Origin of the sequence: Streptococcus sp. 20925_1_77, from assembly GCF_041432125.1 — a bacterium.
GTDB lineage: Bacteria > Bacillota > Bacilli > Lactobacillales > Streptococcaceae > Streptococcus.
This window is the reverse complement of sequence record NZ_JAPVZB010000006.1, coordinates 52129-78482: the sequence shown is the minus strand read 5'-3', so window position 1 is coordinate 78482 and position 26354 is coordinate 52129. Positions and strand designations below refer to the sequence as shown.

The 26354-nt window shown below is 41.6% G+C and carries 27 protein-coding genes; 5 read left to right on the top strand and 22 right to left on the bottom strand.

Annotated features, from left to right (window positions below; translation table 11 throughout):
• Positions 1 to 13: 13 nt before the first annotated feature.
• Complete coding sequence (locus O3626_RS05090; protein WP_262407533.1) at positions 14 to 1456, bottom strand: serine/threonine-protein kinase; 1443 nt, start codon at positions 1454 to 1456, stop codon at positions 14 to 16.
• Positions 1457 to 1869: 413 nt separating this feature from the next.
• Between O3626_RS05090 and O3626_RS05085 the strand changes: the two genes are divergently transcribed.
• The 3 genes from O3626_RS05085 (at position 1870) to O3626_RS05075 (ending at position 3268) form a co-directional block, all read left to right on the top strand.
• Positions 1870 to 2235 carry a type II toxin-antitoxin system RelE/ParE family toxin gene (locus tag O3626_RS05085; RefSeq protein WP_061597416.1) on the top strand — a complete coding sequence of 122 codons (366 nt, stop codon included), beginning with the start codon at positions 1870 to 1872 and terminating at the stop codon, positions 2233 to 2235.
• Positions 2222 to 2497 carry a helix-turn-helix transcriptional regulator gene (locus O3626_RS05080; protein ID WP_135782885.1) on the top strand — a complete coding sequence of 92 codons (276 nt, stop codon included), beginning with the start codon at positions 2222 to 2224 and terminating at the stop codon, positions 2495 to 2497. The genes O3626_RS05085 and O3626_RS05080 overlap by 14 nt, the downstream gene beginning before the upstream one ends.
• A 216-nt stretch (positions 2498 to 2713) precedes the next feature.
• On the top strand, positions 2714 to 3268 hold the full coding sequence (locus O3626_RS05075) for a histidine phosphatase family protein (RefSeq protein ID WP_135782884.1): 555 nt from the start codon (positions 2714 to 2716) through the stop codon (positions 3266 to 3268).
• Positions 3269 to 3596: 328 nt separating this feature from the next.
• On the opposite strand, the gene O3626_RS05070 is transcribed toward O3626_RS05075, so the two are convergent.
• Both O3626_RS05070 and O3626_RS05065 read right to left on the bottom strand, forming a co-directional pair.
• Complete coding sequence (locus tag O3626_RS05070) at positions 3597 to 4232, bottom strand: SdpI family protein (protein ID WP_371495649.1); 636 nt, start codon at positions 4230 to 4232, stop codon at positions 3597 to 3599.
• Positions 4219 to 4500 (bottom strand): autorepressor SdpR family transcription factor, encoded by a 282-nt coding sequence (locus O3626_RS05065; protein ID WP_371495647.1) that lies wholly within the window; start codon positions 4498 to 4500, stop codon positions 4219 to 4221. The genes O3626_RS05070 and O3626_RS05065 overlap by 14 nt, the downstream gene beginning before the upstream one ends.
• A 760-nt stretch (positions 4501 to 5260) precedes the next feature.
• Here O3626_RS05065 and O3626_RS05060 point away from each other — a divergent pair.
• Positions 5261 to 6430 carry a CynX/NimT family MFS transporter gene (locus tag O3626_RS05060; protein WP_371495645.1) on the top strand — a complete coding sequence of 390 codons (1170 nt, stop codon included), beginning with the start codon at positions 5261 to 5263 and terminating at the stop codon, positions 6428 to 6430.
• An 82-nt stretch (positions 6431 to 6512) separates the two neighbouring features.
• On the opposite strand, the gene O3626_RS05055 is transcribed toward O3626_RS05060, so the two are convergent.
• From O3626_RS05055 to O3626_RS05005, 11 genes are all read right to left on the bottom strand, one after another.
• Positions 6513 to 7655, bottom strand: a complete 1143-nt coding sequence (locus O3626_RS05055) for a LysM peptidoglycan-binding domain-containing protein (protein ID WP_371495643.1) — start codon at positions 7653 to 7655, stop codon at positions 6513 to 6515.
• Positions 7656 to 8128: 473 nt separating this feature from the next.
• Entirely contained in the window at positions 8129 to 8752 is a 624-nt protein-coding gene (locus tag O3626_RS05050; protein ID WP_003002380.1) for a V-type ATP synthase subunit D, read from the bottom strand.
• A gap of 3 nt (positions 8753 to 8755) precedes the next feature.
• Positions 8756 to 10141: a V-type ATP synthase subunit B gene (locus O3626_RS05045; protein ID WP_003002370.1), complete on the bottom strand. Its 1386-nt coding sequence runs from the start codon at positions 10139 to 10141 to the stop codon at positions 8756 to 8758.
• Positions 10128 to 11918, bottom strand: a complete 1791-nt coding sequence (locus O3626_RS05040) for a V-type ATP synthase subunit A (protein ID WP_223141452.1) — start codon at positions 11916 to 11918, stop codon at positions 10128 to 10130. The genes O3626_RS05045 and O3626_RS05040 overlap by 14 nt, the downstream gene beginning before the upstream one ends.
• Before the next feature lie 33 nt (positions 11919 to 11951).
• On the bottom strand, positions 11952 to 12656 hold the full coding sequence (locus tag O3626_RS05035; RefSeq protein ID WP_023920101.1) for a GNAT family N-acetyltransferase: 705 nt from the start codon (positions 12654 to 12656) through the stop codon (positions 11952 to 11954).
• Positions 12653 to 12973 carry a V-type ATP synthase subunit F gene (locus O3626_RS05030; RefSeq protein WP_003009443.1) on the bottom strand — a complete coding sequence of 107 codons (321 nt, stop codon included), beginning with the start codon at positions 12971 to 12973 and terminating at the stop codon, positions 12653 to 12655. The genes O3626_RS05035 and O3626_RS05030 overlap by 4 nt, the downstream gene beginning before the upstream one ends.
• Positions 12954 to 13973, bottom strand: a complete 1020-nt coding sequence (locus tag O3626_RS05025; RefSeq protein ID WP_371495640.1) for a V-type ATPase subunit — start codon at positions 13971 to 13973, stop codon at positions 12954 to 12956. Before O3626_RS05025 ends, O3626_RS05030 begins: the two co-directional genes overlap by 20 nt.
• 9 nt (positions 13974 to 13982) lie before the next feature.
• Positions 13983 to 14573 (bottom strand): ATP synthase subunit E, encoded by a 591-nt coding sequence (locus O3626_RS05020; protein WP_045760119.1) that lies wholly within the window; start codon positions 14571 to 14573, stop codon positions 13983 to 13985.
• A gap of 70 nt (positions 14574 to 14643) precedes the next feature.
• A complete protein-coding gene (locus O3626_RS05015) occupies positions 14644 to 15123 on the bottom strand; it encodes a V-type ATP synthase subunit K (protein WP_003009435.1) in 480 nt (159 codons plus the stop codon).
• A gap of 30 nt (positions 15124 to 15153) precedes the next feature.
• A complete protein-coding gene (locus tag O3626_RS05010; RefSeq protein ID WP_371495638.1) occupies positions 15154 to 17115 on the bottom strand; it encodes a V-type ATP synthase subunit I in 1962 nt (653 codons plus the stop codon).
• The gene (locus O3626_RS05005; RefSeq protein ID WP_049507263.1) at positions 17105 to 17428 is read right to left on the bottom strand and encodes a hypothetical protein; all 324 of its coding nucleotides are present in this window, start codon (positions 17426 to 17428) and stop codon (positions 17105 to 17107) included. Before O3626_RS05005 ends, O3626_RS05010 begins: the two co-directional genes overlap by 11 nt.
• Positions 17429 to 17720: 292 nt before the next feature.
• Here O3626_RS05005 and O3626_RS05000 point away from each other — a divergent pair, with 292 nt between their 5' ends.
• Positions 17721 to 18560: a MurR/RpiR family transcriptional regulator gene (locus O3626_RS05000; protein ID WP_201037264.1), complete on the top strand. Its 840-nt coding sequence runs from the start codon at positions 17721 to 17723 to the stop codon at positions 18558 to 18560.
• A gap of 97 nt (positions 18561 to 18657) precedes the next feature.
• Here O3626_RS05000 and O3626_RS04995 read toward each other — a convergent pair whose 3' ends face one another.
• From O3626_RS04995 to O3626_RS04960, 8 genes are all read right to left on the bottom strand, one after another.
• Positions 18658 to 19545, bottom strand: a complete 888-nt coding sequence (locus O3626_RS04995; protein ID WP_371495635.1) for an ROK family protein — start codon at positions 19543 to 19545, stop codon at positions 18658 to 18660.
• Positions 19546 to 19560: 15 nt separating this feature from the next.
• A complete protein-coding gene (locus O3626_RS04990) occupies positions 19561 to 20478 on the bottom strand; it encodes a dihydrodipicolinate synthase family protein (RefSeq protein ID WP_024056403.1) in 918 nt (305 codons plus the stop codon).
• A 31-nt stretch (positions 20479 to 20509) separates the two neighbouring features.
• Positions 20510 to 21616: a Gfo/Idh/MocA family protein gene (locus O3626_RS04985; protein ID WP_371495633.1), complete on the bottom strand. Its 1107-nt coding sequence runs from the start codon at positions 21614 to 21616 to the stop codon at positions 20510 to 20512.
• A 25-nt stretch (positions 21617 to 21641) separates the two neighbouring features.
• Complete coding sequence (locus O3626_RS04980) at positions 21642 to 22475, bottom strand: carbohydrate ABC transporter permease (protein ID WP_045760232.1); 834 nt, start codon at positions 22473 to 22475, stop codon at positions 21642 to 21644.
• A complete protein-coding gene (locus O3626_RS04975) occupies positions 22475 to 23359 on the bottom strand; it encodes a carbohydrate ABC transporter permease (RefSeq protein WP_049507276.1) in 885 nt (294 codons plus the stop codon). The genes O3626_RS04980 and O3626_RS04975 overlap by 1 nt, the downstream gene beginning before the upstream one ends.
• Positions 23360 to 23412: 53 nt before the next feature.
• Positions 23413 to 24762, bottom strand: coding sequence for an ABC transporter substrate-binding protein (locus O3626_RS04970; RefSeq protein ID WP_045760114.1), 1350 nt, complete (start codon positions 24760 to 24762; stop codon positions 23413 to 23415).
• A 113-nt stretch (positions 24763 to 24875) separates the two neighbouring features.
• Positions 24876 to 25328 (bottom strand): YhcH/YjgK/YiaL family protein, encoded by a 453-nt coding sequence (locus tag O3626_RS04965; protein ID WP_045760113.1) that lies wholly within the window; start codon positions 25326 to 25328, stop codon positions 24876 to 24878.
• Positions 25329 to 25489: 161 nt separating this feature from the next.
• The gene (locus O3626_RS04960) at positions 25490 to 26188 is read right to left on the bottom strand and encodes an N-acetylmannosamine-6-phosphate 2-epimerase (RefSeq protein WP_195529475.1); all 699 of its coding nucleotides are present in this window, start codon (positions 26186 to 26188) and stop codon (positions 25490 to 25492) included.
• Positions 26189 to 26354 lie beyond the last annotated feature (166 nt).

Genomic DNA, 26354 nt, shown 5'->3' with positions numbered 1-26354 from the left:
CAAATCTACATAATTACTCACCATCTAAAATATTTTCTAACATTGGTTCGATAGAACTATGTTTCAAGTCCTCTATAAGCCTCTGGGCATAGAAACGATTTACTTCCCGAGCTACATAATATAACATCCTTGCAGCCATTTCTTTACTCAAGTAATCAAAATGTTCATCTTTTAATACATCAAATGCAAGAGATGCAAAAATATCATTTGAAGAAAAAGAGGTTGCAACTTCTTTTAATGATGGAAAAAGTTTTTGAATCAAGAATAGTGCATTTTCTGGGCTTATTTTCATAAATTTAATGCAAGCCAATTTGTAATTCTCTCCTATGTCAATAAGTTCCCGACACAAATCCACATTCGAAATATTATTAAGATATATCGTTATTGTTTCATCATATTCTCTCTGTTGAATTTTTTTTAATATTTTCTGCTTTGAATCCTTTTGATGAAAAATTCGCAGGTGATAACTTAGTTGTTCAAGCATTTCCCCTGCATCTCTAAACCTTAATTCTGGTTGATAAGAGGTGGCTTTTTGAACAAAAGTTCGTAGAACATGTTTTTCGTTAGTTGGGTTTCCAGTTAAACAAAAATTAACCACCTTTCCTAATGAATAGACATCACTCATTTTAGTTGCATTTTTTAGACCAGTTATCTGTTCTGGCGCACAATAATAAAACTGCCCATAATTATTTGTGTTCATAGTCAAATGAGAATGATTGACAGTAGAATCTTTAGCCAATCCAAAATCAGATATCTTTATAAGCCCATCACATAGAAAAATATTGCTTGGACTCAAATCTCTATGATAGATACCTCGAGAATGAACATCAGCCATTATTGTCAATATTTGAAACAACAGATTAAATATTTGGTTTAATTTTAATTCATTATTTACAATATAATCATTTAAAGTAAAATCAGCTTTCTCCATCGTATAGCTAAACTCTGACTCATCGAATTCATAAACTTTAATAATCCCATTTACTTGCGATAGAGACTGCATAATTTCAAACTCTCTTTTAAAGCGACTTTTTAGAGCAGAGTTCTGTTTATATTCATTTTTCAACTTTTTCACAATCCGTTGAGAATGTTTTTGTAAATAAATTTCAGCAAAGCCACCTTTAGTGAGAAAGGACTCGTCAGTTTTTATTATTTCTTTCCCCATATGGGCATAGGAATTTAGCATTTCTTTTAACTTCTCTGCTTGTTTATTCTTAATATCAGTCTTTTCAGAACTACTATCTGGAAGGTCATCATAATAAGTTAGTAAATCCCTTACCAACTTAATAATATCGTTATCAAGAGCTTCATCTATATATGCTTCAAATGACTTTCCTTTTGACAAACCGTACTTTTCCTGAATTTTTACACCAATGGAGTGATAAGTAAATTTATCAAAAGTACGATTTGAAAAATCTAGAACATATCCACCCTCATTAAAAAATTTTTTTATCATGTTTTTATCATGAAATGTGATTTTCGACATTATGATCCCATTCTAACTTATAAAACAATTCTCAAGTTAAACAAAAATTACTGCACATCAATTTCAATTACTATTATACCAAATCGAATCTATGATATTTATCTTTTCAATTTTTTAACAACATGATACAATACTATCCTAATATAGAAATTCATCTAAAATTACAAGAAATACCCAAAATGTTCCTTTGGCATACATATATGTCACTTAGAGTTTATCTCAACCGTCAATAGATGGAATAAATTTACTACTATTTTCACAACCAAAACTAAGATTAAGAATAAAAAATACATAATGACTATATGATTGTAGCATAGCATTTGGATAAAGTTCACACCATTATTCTTGAAGAAAAGAACAATATATGCTATCATGGAGGTACAATGAAAAAGCCAAAATTTGAGTTTTATACTCGGTTAAATGGACACACCGAGTTCCTAGAATTTTTACAAACTATACCAATTAAAGACAAACAAAAATTACTGGCAACTATCGCCACTATACAAGAGCATGGTCTTTTAGTTGCTCAACGTATGGAATGGGTGAAAAAGCTAGATGACGACATCTTTGAAATCCGCTCAAAGGTTGCTTCTAACATTCAAAGGGCACTTTATTTTCATGTTATCAATGAACGCTATATCATCACCCATGGCTTTACCAAAAAAACACAAAAAACACCCCAGAGTGAGATAAAACACGCTAAGGATTTAAAGAAAGAATTTGAGGACAACAACCATGACCACAATTAAATTTGATGATTTTTTAGAAAACGAACTAGCAGACAATAAATTTAAAGAAGGGTTTTTAACTGAAAAAGCTATTTTGGAAAGTGCTATTGCAGTTTATGACGCACGACAAACAGCAGGTCTCACCCAAAGAGAGCTAGCTTCCCTATCTCATGTCCCACAGTCTACCATTGCTCGCATTGAACGTGGAAATAACACAAGCATTGAAACAATGAGCAAAATTGCACTTGCTCTGAATAAAAATCTAACTATCAACATAAGCTAATAGTCAAATTAAGCTCTCAAAAAAGCTGATGAATTTATATTTCATCAGCTTTTTTGAGAGCTTAATTTAGCTGAATAAAACAGATAAAACCTGCCCATTGGGTGGGGGGGTGAGTAAAATGAATGAATCTACTTGACAATTAATAGTTAAGTAAGATAATATGAGCTTATAAAACAACTTTCCTCCTTATATGTATTTTCAGCGTAATTATAATTCATGAACAATTCTTATATTTTACTTAGACATGCTCATTCGAGATTTTCGAGTGATGATTTTAATAGAACTTTATCGGAAGAAGGATTTGTATCTCTAAAGCAATTGGAGTTTTTGAATTCTTTTAATATTGATTACTATTTTTCTAGTCCTTATAAGCGAGCTTTTGAGACAGTAAATAGTTCTCCTGTACAATTTGATAAGATAGTGCTTGATGATCGTTTGCGTGAAAGAAAATTATCTTCAAGATTTATTGAAGATTCTGAGTTTGAAGAAACGATTCAATATTTATGGCAAAATCCAGATAAATCACTTATTGGAGGTGAATCTAATCAAGAAGCATTAATGAGAATCTTAGATTTATTGCAGGATTTAGAAGAAAGGTATTCAGATAAAACCATTTTACTGAGTTCTCATGGAAATTTGCTAGGAATCTTAATCAATCATTTTGATCCAAATTTTGATTATAAAAAATGGAAGCAGATGACTTTTCCAGATTGCCTTCTAGTTGACAAAGATGATAGTGTGAAAAGAATTATGAAAGTTACTTCTGGGTAATCATTTAGTTCAATCTATCTGATTTTATTTGATACTGTCAATAATTTTGTGTAAACACCCTAGTAGAGTTATGGAGTTTTAATCAAATAAGCTTTCAAGTTTGTCAGAACAATTCAAGTAGGTTTATTTTTTATTAAAATTTTGATCTTAACAAAATAAAACTTTAATATAGCTAAAATATAATGTATGAACTATATTTTAAAGAATATCACATCTTTTATTTCCTTGATAAATTGCGTATTTAATATAACCATAAATTCTATACAAGCACAAAAACAACCGGAAAAGAAACCGTTCACGACTGCTTCTTCTCTGGTTGTTTTTTATACTAACGATTTTTCCGACTTAACTGATAAGAGTACATCACAGGGATAAGGACAATGGTGAGGATGACCAGCACCAGTACATAAGACAGCGCGAATTGAATACCTGCTTCAAGTAGGAGGATCAAACCTCCGAGGACCCACAATTTCCCTGCCAAGCGATGGGTTTTGTGCCAGTTATCTTCACTCTGCAAGGTCCAAGGCAGACGGATTCCAACCGTGTGATTCACTTTTAGCTTAGGCATGTAGTTGCCCATGATCACAAAGATGAGCCCTAGCAAAGCCGAAACAAAAACAGATGGATTGGTAGTAGAACCTAGCGCTTTGCTATAGATGAGATAGGAGGTACTTAAGGAAACGATTGGGGTCAACCAGTAAATCGCTCTGATCATTTTTTCATTCATAGCGCTATTCTTAGGATCACGTCCGATCATAAAGATCACAAACAGATGCACCATGAGATCGAAAATAGGAAGACCAAACACAACCAGGGGTTTCGATTGGAAGTTATTGGCCTGGCCAGCAAAATTGAAGTGAATCGGGATTTGGTTAGGCAATTGCGACCAAATCATCAGCCCCCAAAGCATGGGGAAAAGGATCACCATAGAAGTCAATAGCAATAGTTTTTTATTCGTTTTCATCAGTAGAGTCTCCTTTCAAATCAACGAGCCAGACCATTAAATCCTCCAAGACAGAAGTATTGAGTTCATAGTAGATAAAATTCTTCTCTTTTTCCTCTCGAATTAAATCTGCCTGCTTGAGGAGGCTTAAATGATGAGAAATGGTCGCTCCTGCTACATAAAAGTGGCCAGCGATATCTCCCGCAGATAATTTCCCCGCCTTTAGCAGTTCTAAGATACTTCTTCTTATCGGATTCGATAAAGCTTTAAATGTTTGCGCAAAATTCATTCTCTATCTCCTCTATTCTATTTAGAAATCTTTCTAAATAGATTGTATATCTGGAATATGGTTTTGTCAACTCTATTTAGAAAAAAATCTAAATAGTTTCTGTTGTAAAAAAATATCAGACCTAAGACCGATTCTTATAAACAGCGTCTTTTCTTAAGTTTTCTTTAAGAAATCAGCCTTATAATAAAACCATCAAATGAAGACCTCCTAACTTTGTTTGATAGAAAATCCTAAACTTTTTCATAATAATCTCCCTATAAGAGCCACCAAAACCGGTGGCCTTTTCTCTATGTACCTTAGTGAACGTTAGTGAGCTTAGGTACGTTGACGCAGTTTGAGCGAAGCGAAAACTACGATCCTTATTCTCTTTTCGAACGTTTATGAGTTTAGGTACGTTGATGTAGTTCGAACGCTAGTAAGAACTACGATCTTTATTATTTTAAATAAAAAACGCATCCTGTTTTGGATGCTGGCTAATGTATTTTCTCAGACTTCAGACCGATTCTTTCGATCAGCGCCTTTTCTTAAGTTTTCTTTAAGCAAACCACCTTATAATAAAGCCATCAAATGAAGACCTCCTAACTTTGTTTGATAGAAAATCCTAAAATTTTTCATAATAATCTCCCTATAAGAGCCACCAAAACCGGTGGCTTTTTCTATGGAAGTGAGAACTACGATCCTTCTCCTTCATTTGTATTGTTACTCCAATTTGTGCTCAATCTATGTTATAATGAAGAGAATTTTTGTCTGAGGAGGATTTATGAAAAAAACACATTCTATGTTATTCGTCCCGGGCATCATTATGCTTGGGATTGTTTTACGAACACCATTTACTACACTTCCGACGGTCTTGTCTGACATCGCAGCTGGTTTGGGGGTTGATGTGAGCTCTCTGGGACTATTGACTAGCTTGCCCCTTCTTACCTTTGCCATTTTCTCACCTTTTGCGATTCAGTTTGCTCAAAAATTAGGAATTGAGCGCCTCTTCTTTCTTGTCTTGATCGCAATGATGATCGGATCTGCCATTCGGATTATCAATCTTCCCTTTCTCTATCTGGGAACCATCTTAATTGGAGCAAGTATTGCCTTTCTCAATGTTCTGCTTCCAAGCTTGATTCAGGCCAATCGGCCTAAGCAACTCGGTGTGCTAACAACTCTCTACATCACCTCTATGGGGATGTCCACAGCGATCGCCTCTTCTGTAGCGGTTCCTATTACCAAAGCCACTTCTTGGCAAGGTCTAGTGACTCTTTTGACTGCCTTGTGCGCTCTTGCTTTGGTCATCTGGATTCCTAACCTTCGCTACAACCACCGGCTCAAAAAGGCTGCTACTACGGAATCTAGTAGCAAGTGGTATACTAATAAATATGTCTGGGCTATCATGATTTTTGGAGGCTTGCAGTCACTACTTTTCTACACAAGTATGACTTGGCTTCCGACCATGGCTGTTCAAGCTGGCCTTTCAAAGGTTGAATCTGGACTACTTGCCTCCGTGTTCACCTTGATCAGTCTCCCATTCTCCTTGACGATCCCAAGTTTAACTACACGGTTATCCGATCGCAATCGACGCTTGATACTTGCCATTGTTGTCGGAGCAGGAATTTTAGGGGTAGCCATGCTCTTAATCCCAACCAGCAACTTCTTCTACTGGCTCGTTATCAATGCCCTGATAGGAAGTTCCGTTAGTTCGCTCTTTCCTTACCTCATGGTCGCTTTCTCCATGAAATCCAGTACACCTGAAAAGACAGCTCAACTTTCTGGTCTTGCCCAAACAGGAGGCTACATCTTTGCTGCTTTTGGTCCCATCCTCTTCGGCTACAGCAAATCTCTCTTCCACTCTTGGACACCAGCTATCCTCATGCTACTGGTCTTAACCATTATCATGGCGATTGCCCTTTATCAGGTGGAAAAAGTCGATCATATTTTATAAGCATCGTCCGGCTGGAAGATTCGTCTTCCGGCTTTTTTGTACACAAAAAAGAACTAGGAGCTAGTCCTAGTTCGAAGTTTTATTATCCGTTAAATGAAATATGCACGTGATCATAGTGGTTTGCTGTATCTCCACCGCGGTCTGGCATTTGGTTCCAAGTGTTAGCTGGTCCGTAAATGTTGTCTACTGGCATGTAGAATTGTTGTTTCCAGATAACATATGAAATACCTGCACGGTCCATGTTGTCAATCGCATATTGGGCAACTTGATCCCCGAGTTGTGAACTGGTTGGGACCATTACGTCCACTGCAAGTCCTTGACCATGATCGTCTGGATCCCCTTCACGGTAACCACCAATGTTTGTGATACCGAATTTCGCAGCGATTTCTTGACGGAAAGCTTCTGCTTGTGGTTGAAGGTTTGAATCAGTTGGAATCGTATTTCCACTTGCTGGAGTTGATGCTACTGGTTGTACTTCAGGGGCAGCAGCAGTTTCTACTGCTGCAGTTTGTGCTGGAGCTTCCTCTGCTGGAGCTGGTGTTGTTTCAGCAGGTGCTTCTTCCGCAGCTGGTGTTTCAGCAGGTGCTGCTGGGGCTGGAGCAGATTGAGGGGAAGCTGCTGCTTCTGGGTTTTGAGTTTCAACATTAACAGCTGGAGCACCGTAGTTCGGTGTTTCTGGAACAGCAGGTTGAGCTGGTGTTTCTGCTCCTGGGACAGCAACTACTGGAGCTTCTTGAGTTTCTGCTGCTGGAGCAACTGGAACCGCTTTGTTATCTTCGTTTACTGGTTTTGACAAGTCGTTCACAGCGACTGTTTGGTCGTCAACTGTCACTTGGTTTGTTGTCAAGTCAGCACTTGCAACGGTTGCATCTGTTGCACCTGCTTGAGGAGTTTGGATTTCAACTGAAGTTACTTCTTTTTGATCATTTACTGTTGTTTTCAAAACAGTACCTGGGTAGATCAAGTCCATGTTGCTGATGTTGTTCAAGTTTGCCAACACATGAACATCGATTCCAAGCGCTTCTGCGATCGAACTCAATGTATCACCATATTTGATGGTATACGTTTGTTGGTTGTCACCACTTTGTTGGATATCATGTTTGATTTCATCTACTGAGCGAGCTACCCAATCTTCAAGTGTTTCTGCAGTGGCTTTTGTAAATGGAATCACTGCAAGAGCTACTGTTGAAGCGATCAAGGCCTTCGTATTAACTTTTAATTTCATCTTTTATCCTCTTTTTTCTTTGTTTTTTGCTCAAGATTTTCTTGAACAAATGAACTACTATACTATCTTATCACAATTTAAAAATAATAAAAGGCCTTTTTGGCTATTTAACAAAACTGTATTTTTCTTGTAACATTTCGTCTTTCTTGTCACATTGTTACAAACTAGTAACATAAAAATAGGGTAGTGGAAGAAGAGTGAGAGGGTGCAAAAAAACCTCATCTAGGAATGATTTCTTGATGAGGTTCTTGTATTTATAAAGCAATTGAACTCGACTGAAAAGCTGGGTGAAAAACGCAAACTGTAATAGTACTAACTTCAAAGGCACAGTAGCTGATTGGATTTTTCTCTCGCTTTAAGAGCTCGGAAAAATCCTAATCAGCCTTGTGGGGGCAGGACAACGAAGCATTCTATACAACAGTGCTTCTGTCCTACTCCCTATTTTCCTTTGAGTTGCTTAACGGCTTTGTATCTTATTTTACCTTCATGATTCTGACGAGGTTGGCGCGTTCGGCTTCTTCGAGTTTCATTTCGATATAATAGATAGTCTCTTTGAGGTCTGGGATGGTCGCATACTCCAGTCCGTTCACTCGACGGCGGGTTTTCTCGATTTCATCTGCCATGAGTTGGCAGCTTTTTTCGATTTCCGCTAACTTGAGCAAATCTGGGAGGAGATCCCCCATTTCTTGGATGGTGCTGTCCATTTGACTGTTAGAGGCGAGATAGCTATAAACCACGTCCCCTTCATCATCTCCGTATGGATTATCGATACGGGCATGGAGCTTGGGCACGCGCACACTCATGACATTTTCTTCCTCGATATGGAGCATCACTTCTCGAGTGGGAACGGCGAAGATTTCTTCTACCATGAGGTCGCTCTCTAAGGACTTGGCCATCACGAAATCTTGCATATTGCCTACCAGCGCTGCCTCCACCTTTTGACGCAGACGATTATTCTCACGCACAGCTTCAATAAAGCGGCGCATGAGTTCATCCCGCTTATCCTTGAGCAACTTGTGCCCCCGGGTTGCTGTCTTGAGGCGCTCTTTGAGAATATTAAGCTCCATCCGAGTTGGTTTTACATTTAATCGTGCCATAGGCTAATCCTCTTTGTTTGGCAGATACTTGTCAATCATCTCATCCTTGATCCGTTTAAGCTCTGTTCTTGGAAGGATGGATAAGAGTTCCCAACCGAGATCCAAACTTTCCTCAATCGTCCGATTGGTAGTGAAACCTTGGTTGATGTATTCCTGCTCAAAGCGGTCCGTAAATTTAACATAAAGCTTGTCGGTATCTGACAAGGCAGATTCCCCAAGCACTACAGCCAGTTCTTTGGCTTGTTTTCCTTGGGCGTAAGCCGCAAAGAGCTGGTTCATGGTCGCCGCATGGTCTTCCCGAGTCTTGCCTTCACCAGAACCCTTGTCCTTCAAACGAGAAAGGGATGGAAGAACATTGATCGGTGGGCGGTAACCACTATTATAGAGATCGCGGGACAGAATAATCTGACCTTCGGTGATGTAGCCTGTCAAGTCAGGGATGGGGTGGGTGATGTCATCTTCTGGCATGGAGAGGATCGGAATTTGGGTCACAGATCCTTTCTTTCCAACCAAGCGTCCTGCACGTTCGTAGAGGGTTGAGAGGTTAGTATAAAGGTAACCTGGATAGCCCCGACGACCTGGAACTTCCCGGCGGGCAGCAGATACTTCCCGAAGGGCTTCACAGTAGTTGGTCATATCCGTCATGATAACCAAGACGTGCATATCTTTTTCATAGGCCAAATATTCGGCAGCTGTCAAGGCGATCCGAGGAGTCGCAATCCGCTCAATAGCTGGGTCATTGGCTAGGTTGATAAAGAGAACAGAGCGGTCAATGGCCCCTGTTTCCCGAAGGTCGTTCATAAAGAACTCGGCTTCTTCAAAGGTAATCCCCATAGCTGCAAAGACCACGGCGAAGTTCTCTTCAGAATTAAGAACCGTCGCTTGACGGGCAATCTGAGCCGCCAACTCCTTGTGAGGAAGACCAGAACCTGAGAAGACTGGGAGTTTTTGACCCCGAACCAAGGTATTCAAATGGTCAATGGCTGAGATCCCTGTTTGGATAAATTCATCCGGATAGTCCCGCGAAACAGGATTGATGGCTTGTCCATCAATGTCCAAGTACTTCTCTGGGATAATCTCTGGACCACCGTCGATGGGTTTGCCCATCCCGTTAAAGATGCGGCCCACCATGTCTTCAGACACAGGGAGTTCTAGGGGACGTCCGGTAAAGCGAACCTTGGCTTTTTCCAAGTTGATCCCGCTAGACCCTTCAAAGAGCTGGACCATGGCCTTGTCTTCTTGGACTTCGAGAACTTGTCCCTGACGGGTTGTTCCGTCATGGAGCTTGATTTCTACGAGTTCATTGTAGTGAACCCCTTCGACCTGATCGACAATCATCAAGGGGCCAACAACTTCGCTGACAGTACGGTATTCTTTAATCACGCTCATTGTCTACTCCTCCTTTTGCGACGATTTGGTGTAGGGTTTCTACAATTTCTTCTTTCAGGTCTTGAATGGTTGCCAACTGATCCTCATGGATGAACTTGCTACGGGCAATACGGTCCCGAAGAGTTACAGTTCCTTCCATGATTTCTGTGAAGTAAGCCCCTAATTCCAGTGCTTTTTGACTTTCTTGGTCAAAGGTTAAAATGTTTGTCAACAAGGCCACCTGCTTGCTGAAAGAGGTATAGGTATCGACCTCATCAAAGGCATTTTGTTGCAGGTAGTCTTCGCGGATCATCTTGGCCGCATTCATGGTCAAGCGGTCTTTTTCAGACAAGGAATCTAGACCAACCAAGCGGACGATTTCTTGCAATTCACTTTCCTTTTGAAGCAAGTTCATAGCGCGGGTCACTTTTTCAGACCAGCTGATTTGTTCATGTAAATCGATATAGCGACCGACTTCATCTTGGTAAAGTGAATAAGAACTCAACCAGTTGATGGCCGGGAAGTGACGACGTTGGGCCAATTGAGCATCTAAACCCCAGAAGACCTTAACAATTCGCAAGGTATTTTGCGTTACCGGCTCTGAAATGTCTCCACCCGGAGGGGAAACGGCACCGATGGCGGTAATCGAGCCTTCACGCGCAGTGGTTCCGAGTGTCTTGACCCGACCTGCACGCTCGTAGTATTCGGCAATCCGGCTACCAAGATAGGCTGGGTAACCTTCATCCCCTGGCATTTCTTCTAGACGACCAGACATTTCACGGAGAGCTTCTGCCCAACGAGAAGTAGAGTCCGCCATGATGGCAACGGAATAGCCCATATCACGGAAGTATTCGGCAATAGTAATCCCTGTGTAGATGGAAGCTTCCCGCGCAGCCACTGGCATGTTCGAAGTGTTGGCGATCAGAACGGTCCGTTGCATAATGGATTGACCAGTCGTTGGATCGATCAATTCTGGAAATTCATTCAGAACGTCCGTCATTTCATTTCCGCGTTCCCCACAACCAACGTAAATTACGATGTCTACATTGGCAAACTTAGCCACCTGGTGTTGCACAACTGTCTTTCCAGCTCCGAAAGGACCAGGAACAGCTGCAGCTCCACCCTTAGTCACAGGGAAGAAGGTATCGATGACCCGTTGACCGGTGACCAAAGGCTCTACTGGAATCAGTTTTTGTGCAAAGGGACGGCCTCGACGAACCGGCCATTTTTGCATCAGGGTTCCAGTAAAGAGGCTACCATCTGCCTGCTCAATCTCATAGACCGGCTCTTCCACTGTGTAAGAACCTGCTGCGATCTTGGTCACACGTCCACTGACACCAAAGGGTACCATGATGCGGTGTTCCACCATATTGGTCTCTTGAACGGTACCGACGATGTCTCCTGCAACCACCTCTGTCCCTTCAGTCACGCTTGGTTCGAAGGCCCATTTGGTGTCCCGATCTAGATTTGGAACTTGCACCCCACGAACCAAAAAGTCACTGGCAGTCACTTCTTGGAAGCGTTCCAAGGGGCGTTGGATCCCGTCAAACATCTGAGAGATCAAGCCTGGTCCCAATTCAACAGAAAGGGGGGCTCCAGTTGTTACCACTGGTTCTCCTGGACCGACTCCAGACGTTTCTTCATATACTTGGATAGAGGCTTCGTCCCGCCGCATCTCAATAATTTCACCAATCAAACCAAGATCGCCGACCCGGCAAATGTCTTGGATATTAGCCTCCTGCATCCCTGATGCAACCACCAAGGGACCGGAAACTTTAATAATTTTTCCTTGAGTCATGTATTCCTCCTGGGAATCCTTTGTTTCTTTGTTTTACTTTTGCGCTATCTCTCTTAGAGCTTGCTTTTGTTGGCCATTGGCATCGAAATTGCTTGGATCCAACCAGGCTTCGAAGCGCTGTTTGATAGCTGGCCATTCTTGATCAATGATGGACAACCAGTCTGTATCACGGGTCCGACCTTTATAAACAACAGCCTGACGGAAACAGCCTTCATAGGTGAACCCTAAGCGCTCAGCTGCTTTGCGAGATGCTTGGTTTAAGGCATCACATTTCCACTCATAGCGGCGGTAGCCTAAATCTTCAAACACGTAGCGCGCTAACAGATACTGAGCTTCCGTAGCCATGCGTGTCTTTTGGAGCGCTGGTGAATAGGTCACTGCTCCAACTTCGATCACCCGGTTGGCTTGATCGATCCGCATAAGAGAGAAAGTCCCCAAAGCCTTGCCTGAATCTTTGTCTACAATCGCATAGTAAAAGCGACCTTGGGCTGTCATGAGATCATCTAATAAGTGGTCCCACTCCTCCTCATTGCGGGCAGGGCCTTTGAACAGAAAGGTCCACATAGCTGCTGGAGAGTCCGGCCCGTAGACCTGATAAAGATCTGCTCCATGTTTTTCTTTTGAGAGGCGCTCGATCACAGTATAGCGACCTTCGATCCGCTCAATAGCTGGCAGACGCCCCGGTGTAAAATCCGGCAGTGCATCGCCAATCGCTTGGCCAAATTCATTTGTTCTCATAAAATATCCTGTCCTACTGCTTTTTCGACATTATCACGAATCCGCTGTTGGCCCAGTCCCGTAGTTCCTCTATGGGTCGGGATAAGGATCAGAGCCGGAGTCAGCTGCTGGTCGTAAAAAGCCACTGTATCTGGAATAGCCTGAGCAATATCCTCTGTCAGGTAGATAATCCCGAAGTTTTCCCGACTGAGTTTTCGCAGGGTATTGATCGCTTCTTGTGGCTCTGTGACCGGATAGGTTTGAAAGCCAATCAGGCGAAAAGGAAGGATGGCGTCCCGATTGCCCACAACGGCGATCTTATAGGTCTGTTTGTCCATAAATCGGTCTCATCCTTTCTTTGATGTCTGCTAGCGGAAAACCATTGTCTAAACCAGAGAGGACCAAACGAAGGTTGGTCACCTCTAACTCTTTTCCGTAAAGATAACGAACAAGAGGGAGTGGTCCATCGACTTCAAAACGGCCAGCGTCTAGAAGACTGAATTTCACCAAACTCTCTAAATACTCCAACTCTACGGTCTTTAGTTGACCGGTGCGCATTTTTTCTTCATAAGTGTCTAAAGCGAGATCGTACTCTAGCGGATTGACTTGATAAAACCAGGTCAACCACTGACCGGATTCTAGCAGGTCGATCACCTGATGGGCACCGAGGCTCCCTTCATCTGAAAGTAATTGGTGCATAAAGCTATGCGGTTTTTGCTGATCCATGGCCCGCTTAACTGTAATCGCATTGTAAAAGTCAATGGTCACGTCCACCAACTGCTTCAGAATCGGATGATCTAGACTGTCCCCTAAGTATCTTAGGTGTTTAAAATAAGCTAAGTCCATCCCGATTTCGAGGACCCGCAAGTCCTGATAGTCTTGGAATTCTTGCCAGGTTGCAGCCACTTCTTCCGCCATAAAGGCTGGGCAATGCTCCGCAGAAAAGGTCGCCACCAAATGTTCGAGCACATCAAGAGAATAAGGTCCGATAGGGATCAATAAATGTCCCAACTTGCGCTCTGTCGCCTTGTTTTTCAGATATACCTTGAGATTGTGATAAGTGTATTTCAAGGTAAACAGGCTAACTAAATCCGACTGAGGGGTTACCTCAAAAGCCCATTGGTATTCCGCCAACAAGGCTGTCATCAGACGCTCTTCAAGGGCTGCTAAATCCTTGATCTCGTGGCTGTCTAAAGCATAAGGTGTCCCTTGTAGCAAGCCTTCTCGGCTCTCACTGGAGGGACTTGCAAGCAACTGCTCGAACTGACTGGGACTGACAAAACTAGCCTCACGTACGCTGATTCCTGTATTAACTTGAGAATAGGTCCGTTCGCTCATTGCAACCTCCTAGTTCTCTTCGTCGGTGAAAATGCTGGCTGCCATCTGGTAGCTTTCTTGCTCCCAAATAGAATCCACCAAATCACGGTAGAGATAGTTGTCATCAATCTTCCCAACCGACAAGACAAAGCCTGCCTGAGCTGGGATTGTCGCATCCGCAACTGTCACATTCTGATGAGTCTGCTTCAATCTATCGAGAGCTGCTGGATCAAATTTGCTAGCACTCACCACCCCAAAGGTCAGAGTCACAACTTGCCCTTGATAGCGGTCTAAAATCGCATCTACAAACTGCATTTCCTTTTCAAGGGGCCAAGCCGCCATTGCTTCATAAGCATCCGCAAAGAGATCCTTTAAGACTCGTTGCTTGGTGACAAGGGTTGATTGGCGTTTTTTATTTTCGATTTGTTGGGTTTCACGTTGCAATTGACGTTGAATCCGCTTGAGCTGCTCGGAGCGTTGATTGAGTTTGTCTTGAATCAAACGCTCTTCTTGTGCAGTCTCTTCTTTTAGGATGGTTTCCTTGGCCTCTTCTAAGAGTTTACGCCCTTTTTCATGGGCTTGGGCCAAGATCGAATCCTTTAATTGGGTTTGTTCATCCATATCGTTTTTTCTCCTATTGCATGCGTCTTGTGTTTTTCGCCTCGTAAGGCGAATCCATCAAAGCTAGCTCTTAGCCGACGCGTAGGGTCAATAGGAAGGACACAACGAAGGCCAAGATGGCATAGGTTTCAACCATGGCCGCAAGGATAACCCCTTTCATCATGTCCTCAGGACGTTTTGCCAAGATTTGCATCCCTGCTGTCGCAACATTTCCTTGGTGTTTTGCTGAGAAATAACCAACGATCGCAACTGGAAGAGCTGTAAAGAAGTAAGCAACCCCTGTTTCAAGTGGCATATCTGGCTTAATTTGCAACCAGATCAAGATCCCGATAACGAAACCGTACAAACCTTGTGTACCTGGCAACAATTGTAAAATCAGGGCTTGGGCAAATTTTTCGGGTTGTTCTTTCAAGAGGGCTGCTGCTGCTTGACCCGTTTTACCAACCCCAAGGGCAGATCCCATCCCACTAAGTGCGACTGCGATCGCCACACCAAATGCTGCAAAGAAGGCGCCCCCATGGGCTGAAAAATATGATGCTAAAGATTCCATGAATATACTCCTATTTTTTTAAGATAATACTTATTTTTTTGTTTTAATATAGCGTTCAGAAGGTTTAAGAGGACGAAATGGCTTGCCTCCTCCTTCGTAGAACTTACCGAAGAACTCCACAAAGATTAAACGGGCTCCATGCACATATCCTGACAAGAAGGACAGGAACATGTTAATGGCATGTAGGACGATAAAGAGCACAAGCCCTACCGTAAACCGTCCAAGCGGTGGGAAGAGATTGACAATCAGGTTAAAGGCTGAACCGATACTCGCTCCAGACAATCCCAAAGCCATCAAACGGGTGAAGCTGACCAAGTCTCCGACATAGCCACTGACATTGTAGAGGTTAAAGAGACCAGACGCTAAACCGGACAGCTTCTTGGCACTGACAATGGAAACAATCAAGATCCCAATGGCATTCAAAATAGCTAGCCACTTACCAATCGGAACTAGGACGCTCATCCCTGGTAAGATATTGCCTACTGCTAGAAGCATTAAGCCAAGTAGGATCAAAACCCAAGCAAAGCCCGCATTATAGGCTTCCGTGTAGTCTTTGAGGCGGACATTTTTCATCCCCCCTAGGAACAGTCCCACTAAGACAGTGACAAAACCAAAGACCACTGAGAGGATCAGGATGGTCATAGCGTTGCTGGTCGTACTGATCAGGGCAAAAGGCATCTCAAATCCAAAGAAAGAGCCATAGACCACACCCCAGAGGGCCACTGAAATTCCGAGGAGACTGAAGAAACGAAGGTTTTTCGCTGTCCCAGGCTTGAGCTTAAAGGCTTTAAGGGCAAACCCTGTCGCTACCGTTAGCAAGAGGCCATAACCAATATCTGCGACCATCATGCCAAAGAAAACAAAGTAGAAGAGAGAAACGATCGGAGTTGGATCTTTCTCGTAATACTTAGGCAAGGCATACATCTCTGTGACTAATTCAAAAGGCTCTACCAAGGCGCTATTTCGCAACTGGATCGGCACGTCATCCCAATCTTTTTCCGTTACATCGCGCGTCTCAAGTAAGACCCGAGAACCAAAGCCTTGTTGCAAGAAGTCTCGTAACGAGGCCACTTGCGATGTTTCAATCCAACCCTCTAAGGCTACCAAGCTTTGCGTACTGGCAAGAAGCGATTTGGCCTCCTCACGAGCTCCCAAGCTCAACAAGTAATCCATCTGGTACTTGAGTTGGTCCAACTCCTTCTGGGAGTCTTGTAACTCTGCTAGGGTTGCTGCAACGACAGCTTCCTGCTCTTTGATTTCCCTTTCTAGGCGATCCAAGTAAACGGCTGGGACTTGCTCTTCTTCATAGTCCAATTCTTTGAACCCATGTTCTTCCAGAAGCTCCTGAACAGCTACACGGTCTCCCGAACGATACAAGATGACATAGCCGTGTTCAGTCTCAGACGTAAAGACTTCTTCCAACTCAAGCTCAGGATGAGCTTTTAAGGAAGAACGAACAGCGTCTGTATCACTATTCGGGATTGTCCCAATCAAACCATGCACATAATGAAAGGTAGCAAGAGCAGCTGGTGTCACCTCTAACGGGCGCCATTTTTCTAAGCGTTCGATCTCTCCCTTTGCATCCGCAATCTTCTGACGAGCCTTGTCTAACACGCGCAATTGGCGTTTCAACTTGGTCAATAGAAGTTCCTCGTCTCGAATCATCCCGTGAGCCTGCAAGTCATCAAAAGACAAGCTTAAGGGTTCTTCCTTCAGAGCTTGCAGGGCCTTTTTCTCAGGCATGTAGGGCTCTAGAGTCTGAATCATTTTTTCAACTTGTTCTTGACGTTTTTGTAGCTCTACCAAGACTTGACGATTGTCCTCTGTCAAGGGTTGAGACAAGGTATTTGCCTCAAAAGCAGCCTGCCACTCTTCCTGTTCACTGAGGTCATAAATCTGGATTTTCGCCTCAGACTGCAGCGCTAGTAGGAGACTGTCCAAGTCATCTTTGGGCAAGATGAGAGACAGTTTTTGCATCTGACTAACGGCCATAGCTTGCTACCACCTTTTCTACAATGGCTTCAACTAACCCAGCTCGCTTATCGGTCATCGCTTGCTGTACTTTGGCATCATTGCGCGCAACCGTTTCTTCCAGATCTTTCGTTAAACGGACGAGTTTTTCCTGGGCGTTTTTTTCTGCCTCTGTGACCAATTGCTTGGTTTCCTCATCGTAATGCTGTGCCACTGTTGCAAGGCGATCGCGTGAATCCGTTCGGATTTGTTCGACTTGAGCTTCATAGCCTACGATCACGCCTTGAGCAGCTTGCTCGATCTCTTGCATCATCTCGAGTGTTGCATTCGACATCGTCACACCTCCTTATTCAACCATTATTCTTCGAACAACAGTACAATTATCTTAAATTATACCACAATTCATATCGTTTGTTCAGGCCCAACCGGGAATTTTCAGAAAATTGTGGACAACCAATAAGACCTTAGTTTCAAGTTTGGTAGCGTTCTCTTTTTTCTCATATCCTGTTCCTAGTTTCAGTATTTCTTGATTTCTTTTACTTGAATAAAGCGGTTACCCATGTTATAATGTGTAATATATTATAGGAGTATCCTGTTATTTCATCTCGTGAGAAAGGAGGATTGCTGTGAAACAAGATCAAGATTTACGCGCTATTATCGCCAGCCATGAAGCTGAGTTAACGGATATGGAACGCGACATTGCCCAATATTTTTTATCGTCAGAAGCACGACAGCACTCCCTGTCCTCTTCTCGTGTAACGGAGTTACTCCACGTCTCAAAGGCAGCTTTAACACGTTTCTCTCAAAAATGTGGCTTTTCCGGCTATCGGGAGTTTGTCTATCACTTTAATGAGGAAACAAAGAATCAAAAACAAGTGCAAGAACATGACGAACTCACTCTCAGCGTCTTGCAACGCTACCACCATATCAGCAACGTCACTGAAAGTCTGGTAAAAGATTCCCAATTGGATCGAGTAGCTGAGCTGATCAATCAAGCGGACCGAGTCTATTTCTTCGGGATTGGTAGTTCTGGTTTAGTCGCTCGAGAAATGAAATTGCGCTTTATGCGACTAGGCGTTGTTTGTGAAGCTCTGACTGATCAAGACGGCTTTGCTTGGACGACCAGTATTCTCGATTCCTCTTGTTTAGTCATCGGCTTCTCATTGTCAGGAGGCACAAACTCCATTACAGACAGTCTTCTGAATGCGAAAGAAAAAGGGGCTAAAACGGTTCTTGTGACCGCTAACCCCGCTGCCATCCATCAAGGATTCACAGAAGTGTTACCAGCCGCACCCCTTCCTAGTAGTACCTATATTGATCGTATCTCTGCGATTTTACCACTCCTCATCGTGGTCGATTTAATCTATGCCCATTTCCTTAATAAAAGCCGAGAACAAAAGGAAATTGTCTTTAATAGCTACTGGGAAAACAAAAAGCTTTCTAGTCAACGTTCTAGAAAATCATAATATAGTCTCCCTATTTAAAAAGCATGAAAGATAAGGTTTTCTTCGTCTTTCATGCTTTTTGTGATGAAGCAAAAACAAGTCGTCAGTGCGACTTGTTTTATGTTCCATGTTTTTGTCTAAAGTGGTAGTAGGCCCCCAACATACCCGCGGCATTTTGATGGTGAGCAAATTCTAAACGGATCTTATCTGCTAGGCTAGGAACCAGTTCCGCACACAGAGCTTGATAGATTTTAGGTTTCAGGATCGCTTCCTGAGCCATAATTCCCCCTCCAAGAACGATGACTTCCGGATTGACCACATAAACGATATTAGCCAATCCTTTTCCAAGATAGGTCACCATCCGATCAATTCCAGCCATACAGATTTTATCTCCTTCAGTTGCCTGCTTGAAGATCCGGCGACCATTCCACTGTTCCGCAGGGTCACCATGATGTTCTGCCACATACTCGACTAAAGCTGTCGTTGAAGCCAGGTCCTGAAAGGCACCGTCTGGCAAATGAAGATAGCCAACCTCACAGGCTGAATTGCTAAAGCCATGAAAAACCTGACCATCCAGCAAGAGACAACCACCGATCCCTGTTCCAATCGTCAAGCAAACAGCATTGTTCGAGCCTTTTGCATGACCTGTTGTAACTTCTGCAAGACCAGCACAGTTAACATCATTTTCAATCTCGCAAGGGATCTGAAAGGCCTCCTCAATTTCCTTTTTGAACTGAGTTCCAGCATAATTAGGAATTTGTGGTCCGGCATAAAAGATTTCTCCCTTATCCGGATCGACCATCCCTGCTGAGGAAATCGCGACCCCTGCTAAGGTATGCTTCTTCAAATAACGGGCTACTATTTCCTTTGTTGTTTTAAGTATATGAGGTCCTCCTTTTTGGGCCTCTGTTGGCATTTCATGGGTCTCTAAGAGTTGCCCGTTTGCATCGGCTAGACCATACTTGATACTGGTCCCTCCGATATCAATTACAACATATGGATTCATCTAGACCTCCTTTGATTAAAGGAATCTGGCTTTTATGTCCTGAATGAGTTGAGCAGCACGTTGAATCACTTCTTGATCCGCTTCTACTACTGGCGTCAAAGGGGAGCGAACAGATCCCAAGTCCAAACCTTCATTAATGCGCAAAACCGCTTTGATGACCGCATACATATTACCATGAGCAGATGTCAAGACTCCAATAATATCATTGATGGCAAACTGCAAGGCACGCGCAGTCTCCAAGTCTTTCTCAGCAATCAGCTGATTGAGCTTCAAGAAAAGTTCTGGCATCGCACCATAGGTGCCACCGATCCCAGCATGCGCTCCCATGAGACGGCCACCTAAGAATTGTTCATCCGGACCATTAAAGACGATGTGGTCGTCGCCTCCTAAAGAAGCAAAGGTTTGAATGTCCTGAACAGGCATCGAAGAATTCTTGACCCCAATCACCCGTGGGTTTTTCAACATTTCCTTGTAAAGGCTCGGTGTCAAAGCGACCCCTGCCAATTGCGGGATATTGTAGATGACAAAGTCTGTATTGGGTGCGGCTGCACTGATTTCATTCCAGTAGTGGGCCACACTGTATTCTGGCAAGCGGAAATAGATCGGTGGAATGGCCGCAATGGCATCCACTCCTAGTTCTTCCGCATGTCGTGCCAATTCCACGCTATCCTTGGTGTTGTTGCAGGCTACGTGAGCAATGATGGTCAATTTCCCTTTAGCCACTGCCATCACTTCTTCCAAGATCAGCTTGCGATCGGCCACGCTCTGGTAAATGCATTCGCCAGAGGATCCGTTGACATACAAGCCCTGCACACCTTTCGCGATAAAATATTCTACCAGCGCACGTACCCGCTCCGGGCTAATTTCTCCTTGGTCATCATAGCAGGCGTAAAAAGCGGGGATGACTCCTTCATATTTTTTTAAATCTGACATTTTTTCTCCTTTTGTCGTATCAGTAATGTTATTAACCCATGATCTCTGATAATTTAACTTTTCGGTCATCATTAATGGAACGAGTACAAGCATCAGCAGATGCAATTGCTTCTAACGCCGCTTCTCCGGTTAATAGTTTTTCAAATTCTTTTGATACAGGAGCACCATTCATTATGTCATGAAGATATTTCATTTCTTTATCTATCACAGATGAAAGCCACAATGGAGTTCGTTTCCCTGGTTTACCATAAGCAATGGCACCATCCATCTCAGTGCTATGATAAATTCTTGTACGGTCATCATCCTCTTCCTGAGATTCATGAATTAAGAAATAAGTTTCTTTTCCGTCTACTTTGAGAGTACCTTTACAATTAAATAGGTCTAATTTTATAGCACCCTTTGTTCCCTGGATCAAGACATAGTGTTCTCCCCAACGATAGGCTGAGCCCCATTCAAGCAAGGCAAATCGCTTACCAGGGAATTCCATATTGACAAAAATCATGTCATCTTCATCACCAAAGTTTTCTCCTTGGTGAGCTACATTTCCACCTGTCATCGTAACTGTTTCAGGAATACCTCCCATTAAAAATTGAACACAATCCAACTCATGGATATGGTGGTAAAGATGGCCTCCTGATTTTTCACGAATTTTTTTCCATGAAATTGATGGTTGTTGTTCTTCCCAGCCATTTCTAGCTGTATGACAGTATAAAACGTCCCCAATAACCCCTTGATTGATCAATTCTTTAGCATGATGGACACCATTAAAGAAATTCATAATATGACCAGCCATGAAAATCACACCATTTTCTTTACATGTTTCTACCATCTCTTTACAATCTTCGTATGATAAAGCAATCGGTTTTTCACAGAATACATTTTTTCCATTCTGAGCAGCTTTAATAACAGGTTCTTTATGCAGATTATTAGGAGAGGCAACGATCACACAGTCTACATCATCACTTTGAACCAATTCATCTAGTGACGAAGCCACTCTTGCTCCTAATTCTTCTGCTACAGCTTCTGCATTTTCCGGATCATACACCACTGTAATTACTGCACCATCATTTTTTTTCATATATCTTGCTAATTCAGCACCAAAGTATCCTGTGCCGACAACACCATAATTTACAACCATTGTTTTTCTCCTATTTCTATTTTTACTATTTTACGGATCCTTCAGAAAGACCACTTGCGATTTTATTTTGGATAATTGAGAAGAAGATAATTGAAGGCAATACCACAATTACGGATGCCGCCATCATATCTCCCCAATCCAGTATTTCCGAGCCATTTAATGAACGCAAAGCCACCGCAACAGTCATCTTACTTGTATCGTTGATCAAAATCAATGCATAAAGAAATTCATTCCAGGCATTGATAAAGGTATAGATCGCTGTAGCAACAATCCCTGGCGCTACAATTGGTAATACCACTTTATAGAAGGTAACAAATTTATTCGCACCATCTATTTTTGCTGCTTCCTCAATTCCAATTGGAACTGTTTGGAAGAACCCTACTAATAACCACACCGCATAAGGAACACTAAATGAAAGATAAACAATCATTAAACCAATTAAACTATTGGTCAATCCAACTTTTGCAATTGCAATTGAATAAGGAATTGCCAATAAAATCGGAGGGAAGATATAGGTAATCACAAGCAACCGGGACATGATAGCCCCTAATTTTGGAAAGAATCGAACGATACCATAAGCAGCCATTGCAGAAATGATAATAGCGATGACAGTTGTCGTTAATGCGATTAACAGGCTATTTTTTATATTATTTATAAAATGTAGATCATTAATAACATGCGTAAAATAATCTAGAGTAAACTGTTTGGGCCAAAATCTTGTTGGAAATTGGGTTAATTCACCTTTTCCTTTTACAGAAGAAAGAAGAATCCAAACTAAAGGAAAAATTGCAATAATAGTCGAAATAACTAAAACAACATGGGATCCAATATCAAGGAGTACATTTGTTCTTCTCTTCATCATTTTCTACCCTCCTTCTCCCATTTACTAATTACTCCAAAGTAAATGAAACATATTGCCAATAAGAAAATAAATAACAAAACTGTTACTGCTGAGGCACGCCCAAGGAGTTTTGTTCCCCAACCGAGATTATATGCAAATATTGGCAATGTTGTTGTCGCGTTTGAAGGGCCACCACCTGTAATAAGATAAATAATATCAAAGTTATTAAAAATCCATACTGTTCTAAGTACAACAAGTAATCCTACTACCACTTTAATATGAGGTAAAATTACAAATCTAAAAACTTGCCAACTGGAAGCTCCATCAATCCTAGCAGCTTCAAACTGTTCCTCCGGAACCGTTTGTAAGGCAGATAGAACATTGACCATGATCATAGGGGCACCAAACCAAATATTAATAAACACTAAACAGATGAAAGCCCACGTACTTTCTGTCAAAAATCCAGGGACGTGATTCATCAGTCCTAATTTCACAATCAAGTTAGGTAGATAACCATATACTCCATTTAAGATCCATTGCCAAGAAAAGGCGATGACAATAGTTGGAAATGCCCAAGGAACAATCAACAATGTTCTATATAACTTCTTAAAGCGTCTTACTCTATGCAAGGCCAGTGCTAACACAAAACCAACAAGCACTTGTCCCAAAAGAGAAAAGACTGTCCACTTAAGGGAATTAAAGAAGGCATTGTAGAAATTAGGGTCCGATAAAACTGCTTTATAGTTTGCCAATCCTACAAATTTATACCTTGGCATGATCAAATGTTTGTTTGTAAAGCTAAAATAGATGCTGGAGAAAAATGGATAAACAAATAATAGTCCAACAATGATAATAGCAGGTAATACAAACACCCATCGAGTCAAATTTCTATTTTTGACCATATGCTTATTCCTCTCTAAAAACAGAGGCCACATAATTGTAGCCTCTGCTATCATTATTTAACATCAACTGCTACAGTTTCAAATAAATCATTCAATTGTTTTTCTGCATCCTTAGCAGCCTCCATTGGATCTTTACCATTTGTAATAATATCTTGGAACATTTGTTCAATGATATGTTGGTTTGTTAACATTCCAGCTTGAACACTTGGACCATTTTCATATCCAATAGCTGTACCTTTTTCTGCTGCTTTTGTAATAACTTCTTCTGCATGTTGGAATTTCTTACGGATGTCATTATCTTTATAGGCTGGATCATCGCTAATTCCTTTGATGGCAGGCAACATTCCAACAGGAGTTGAATCCAAGAAACGAATGTAGTCTTTCTTTTCATACAAAGATTCTAAGAATGCCTTCGCTACTTCTGGATGTTTTGAATTCTTCCAAACTACCAATGGAATATTAGAAGTTTCAATACCATAATCTTTATCTGATTCTTTTACTTTTGGAATCGGATAAGCATCAATCGCATCAATTAGTTGAGGACTATTTGCTTGGATACCACCAATATGGAATCCTGAGTTAAAGTCAAAGGCTGTCTTTCCTTGATAGAACAAAGTAGCTTGTTGCAAGACATTAAAGTTCAATGAATCTTTAGGAGAAAATTCCTTGTACATTTTCACCCAATATTTAATTCCATCTTGAGCCAATTTGCTTGTCAAGTTAGCTTTCAAATCTTTTGTCAACAGACTTCCACCACCGCTTCGTACGTAGAAATTCAAGAAGCGTGTCCCCATCAAATCATTTGTCCCAAAAGGAACAGACAATCCATAAACTCCATTTTCTTTTAATTTTTTAGAAGCTTCATACAACTGGTCCCATGTTTTTGGAACTTCAATATTATATTGTTTCAATAAATCAGTGCGAACCCACATGACCTGAGCATGTGAATACAAAGGAACGGAATAAAAATTGCCATCAACCTTCGCTTCATCTAATGCTGTTTTATTAAATTTATCTTCTCCGATTTTCTTAACAGAATCATTCAATGGAACTAAAGCATCTGAATTGACCATTTCCATAACTTGGTTTGGTAATGCTGTACTAATATCTGGAACATTGCCATTCGCTAAACCTGTTGTCCATTTTGTATAAAAGTCATTCCACGAGAAGGTTTCAATTTTAATTTTAACTTTTGGATGCTTCTTCATGAACTCATCAGCTGATTTTTGAATACTTTCTAACCGAGGTCCCTGAGTAAATGAGTGCCACATTACAATTTCACCAGATAATTCTCCAGATTTATTACTTCCTTCTGCATCATTTTTTGAAGATGAACATGCAGTGACAAACAATGCGAATAACGCGAGAACCAAAGCGAAAAGAATTTTCTTACTATTTTTCATTGTTTTCCTCTTTCTATTTTTAATACAAAATATGTAATCAGTGCTTTGAAGCCTTAACTTCTCCGAAAAAACTAACTATATCGCTTATCTCCTCCATTTTCTATTTGACATATCTAATCAATCGCAATTTTGAATAGATACTTTCTGACTATTTCTTCCTGACCTGAATAGCCATTTGGTTGGTGAGGTTCACCAGGGAAGAAGACTGCAAAATTATGATAGCCCAAATGAAGTGGATAGAATTTCTCACAATGAACAAAGCCAATATCACTTGCTTCATCAAATGGAATAGCTTCATCTAGGATACGGGAACCGTAGCTAGAAAATTCATGTCCTTCAACTAATAAATGAAGGTCGGCATAACGGCGATGATGTTCAAAGCGATCATTTTCATCTTTGTTAAGGGTGTTTTCTTGGACAACGAGAAAGACCTTGTCACCGTCGATATCATATCTCCCTAGCTCAAAAGAATCTTTCCGGTGTTCATAGAGAAAATCAATCGCTTGATCCAGATTAGGATGAATCCCTTTGTACAATTTTATGTTTATTAAATCATCAAATATCATCTATTTCTCCTTTTACACTAGATTTATGTTGCAGAAAGTTAAGCAAATATGACTTCCTTCTTGAAATCTTCATCGTTATCCTTCACTGAAACATTCTCATTAAATGAATTCGACTACTCTCTATTCGGTCTCCTCCTCCTTCAATCTACTGTTTTGTTTTCTCATTTTAAGGCTGCGACGAAGCGCTCTGTAATCTCTTTTGGTCGGGTAATGGCACCACCTACAACGATACCGCGAACCCCGAGATCATGGATTTTCTTGGCCTGATCCGGATAGTGGATCTTGCCTTCTGCGATGACATCTACTCCTGCTTGGCAGAGACTATGGATCAGTTCAAAATCTGGACCATCAACCTTTGGACTGTAGTCTGTATAGCCCGAAAGGGTTGTTCCGACAAAGTCCACTCCCGCTTCGACAGCTGTCAATCCTTCTTCCAGAGTCGAAATATCAGCCATCAAGAGTTGGTCTGGATATTTCTCTTTGACTTGATGGATAAAGTCACTCATCGAAAGCCCATCATGACGCGGACGTTTGGTACAATCAAGCGCAATGACCGCGATATCCAAAGCTGCCAACTCATCGACTTCTTTCATGGTAGCCGTGATAAAGGGTTCTTCAGGTGGGTAATCGCGTTTGATAATCCCAATGATCGGTAACTTGGTCACTTCCTTTATTTCCTTGATATCCCGGACACTATTGGCTCGGATCCCGACAGCTCCACCCTGCTCAGCCGCTTTGACCAAGAGAGGAATGACTCCTCCTGCTTCTGTATAGAGCGGTTCATGAGGGAGGGCTTGACAAGAAACAATGATGCCGTCTTTGATTTGTTCAATCAGTTCATCTTTTGTAATCTTTGACATAACTCCTTCTCCTTTGATAATAAGGCAACTCGAGTACTTGTAAATTGATTATAATCTATTTTTAAAGCGCTTACAATATTAATCGTGCAATTGGATTATAGTTTCACATTTTAGGGGAAAATAAAAAGATCTCTGAAACTAGTTTCAGAGATCTAGGACATGGTGA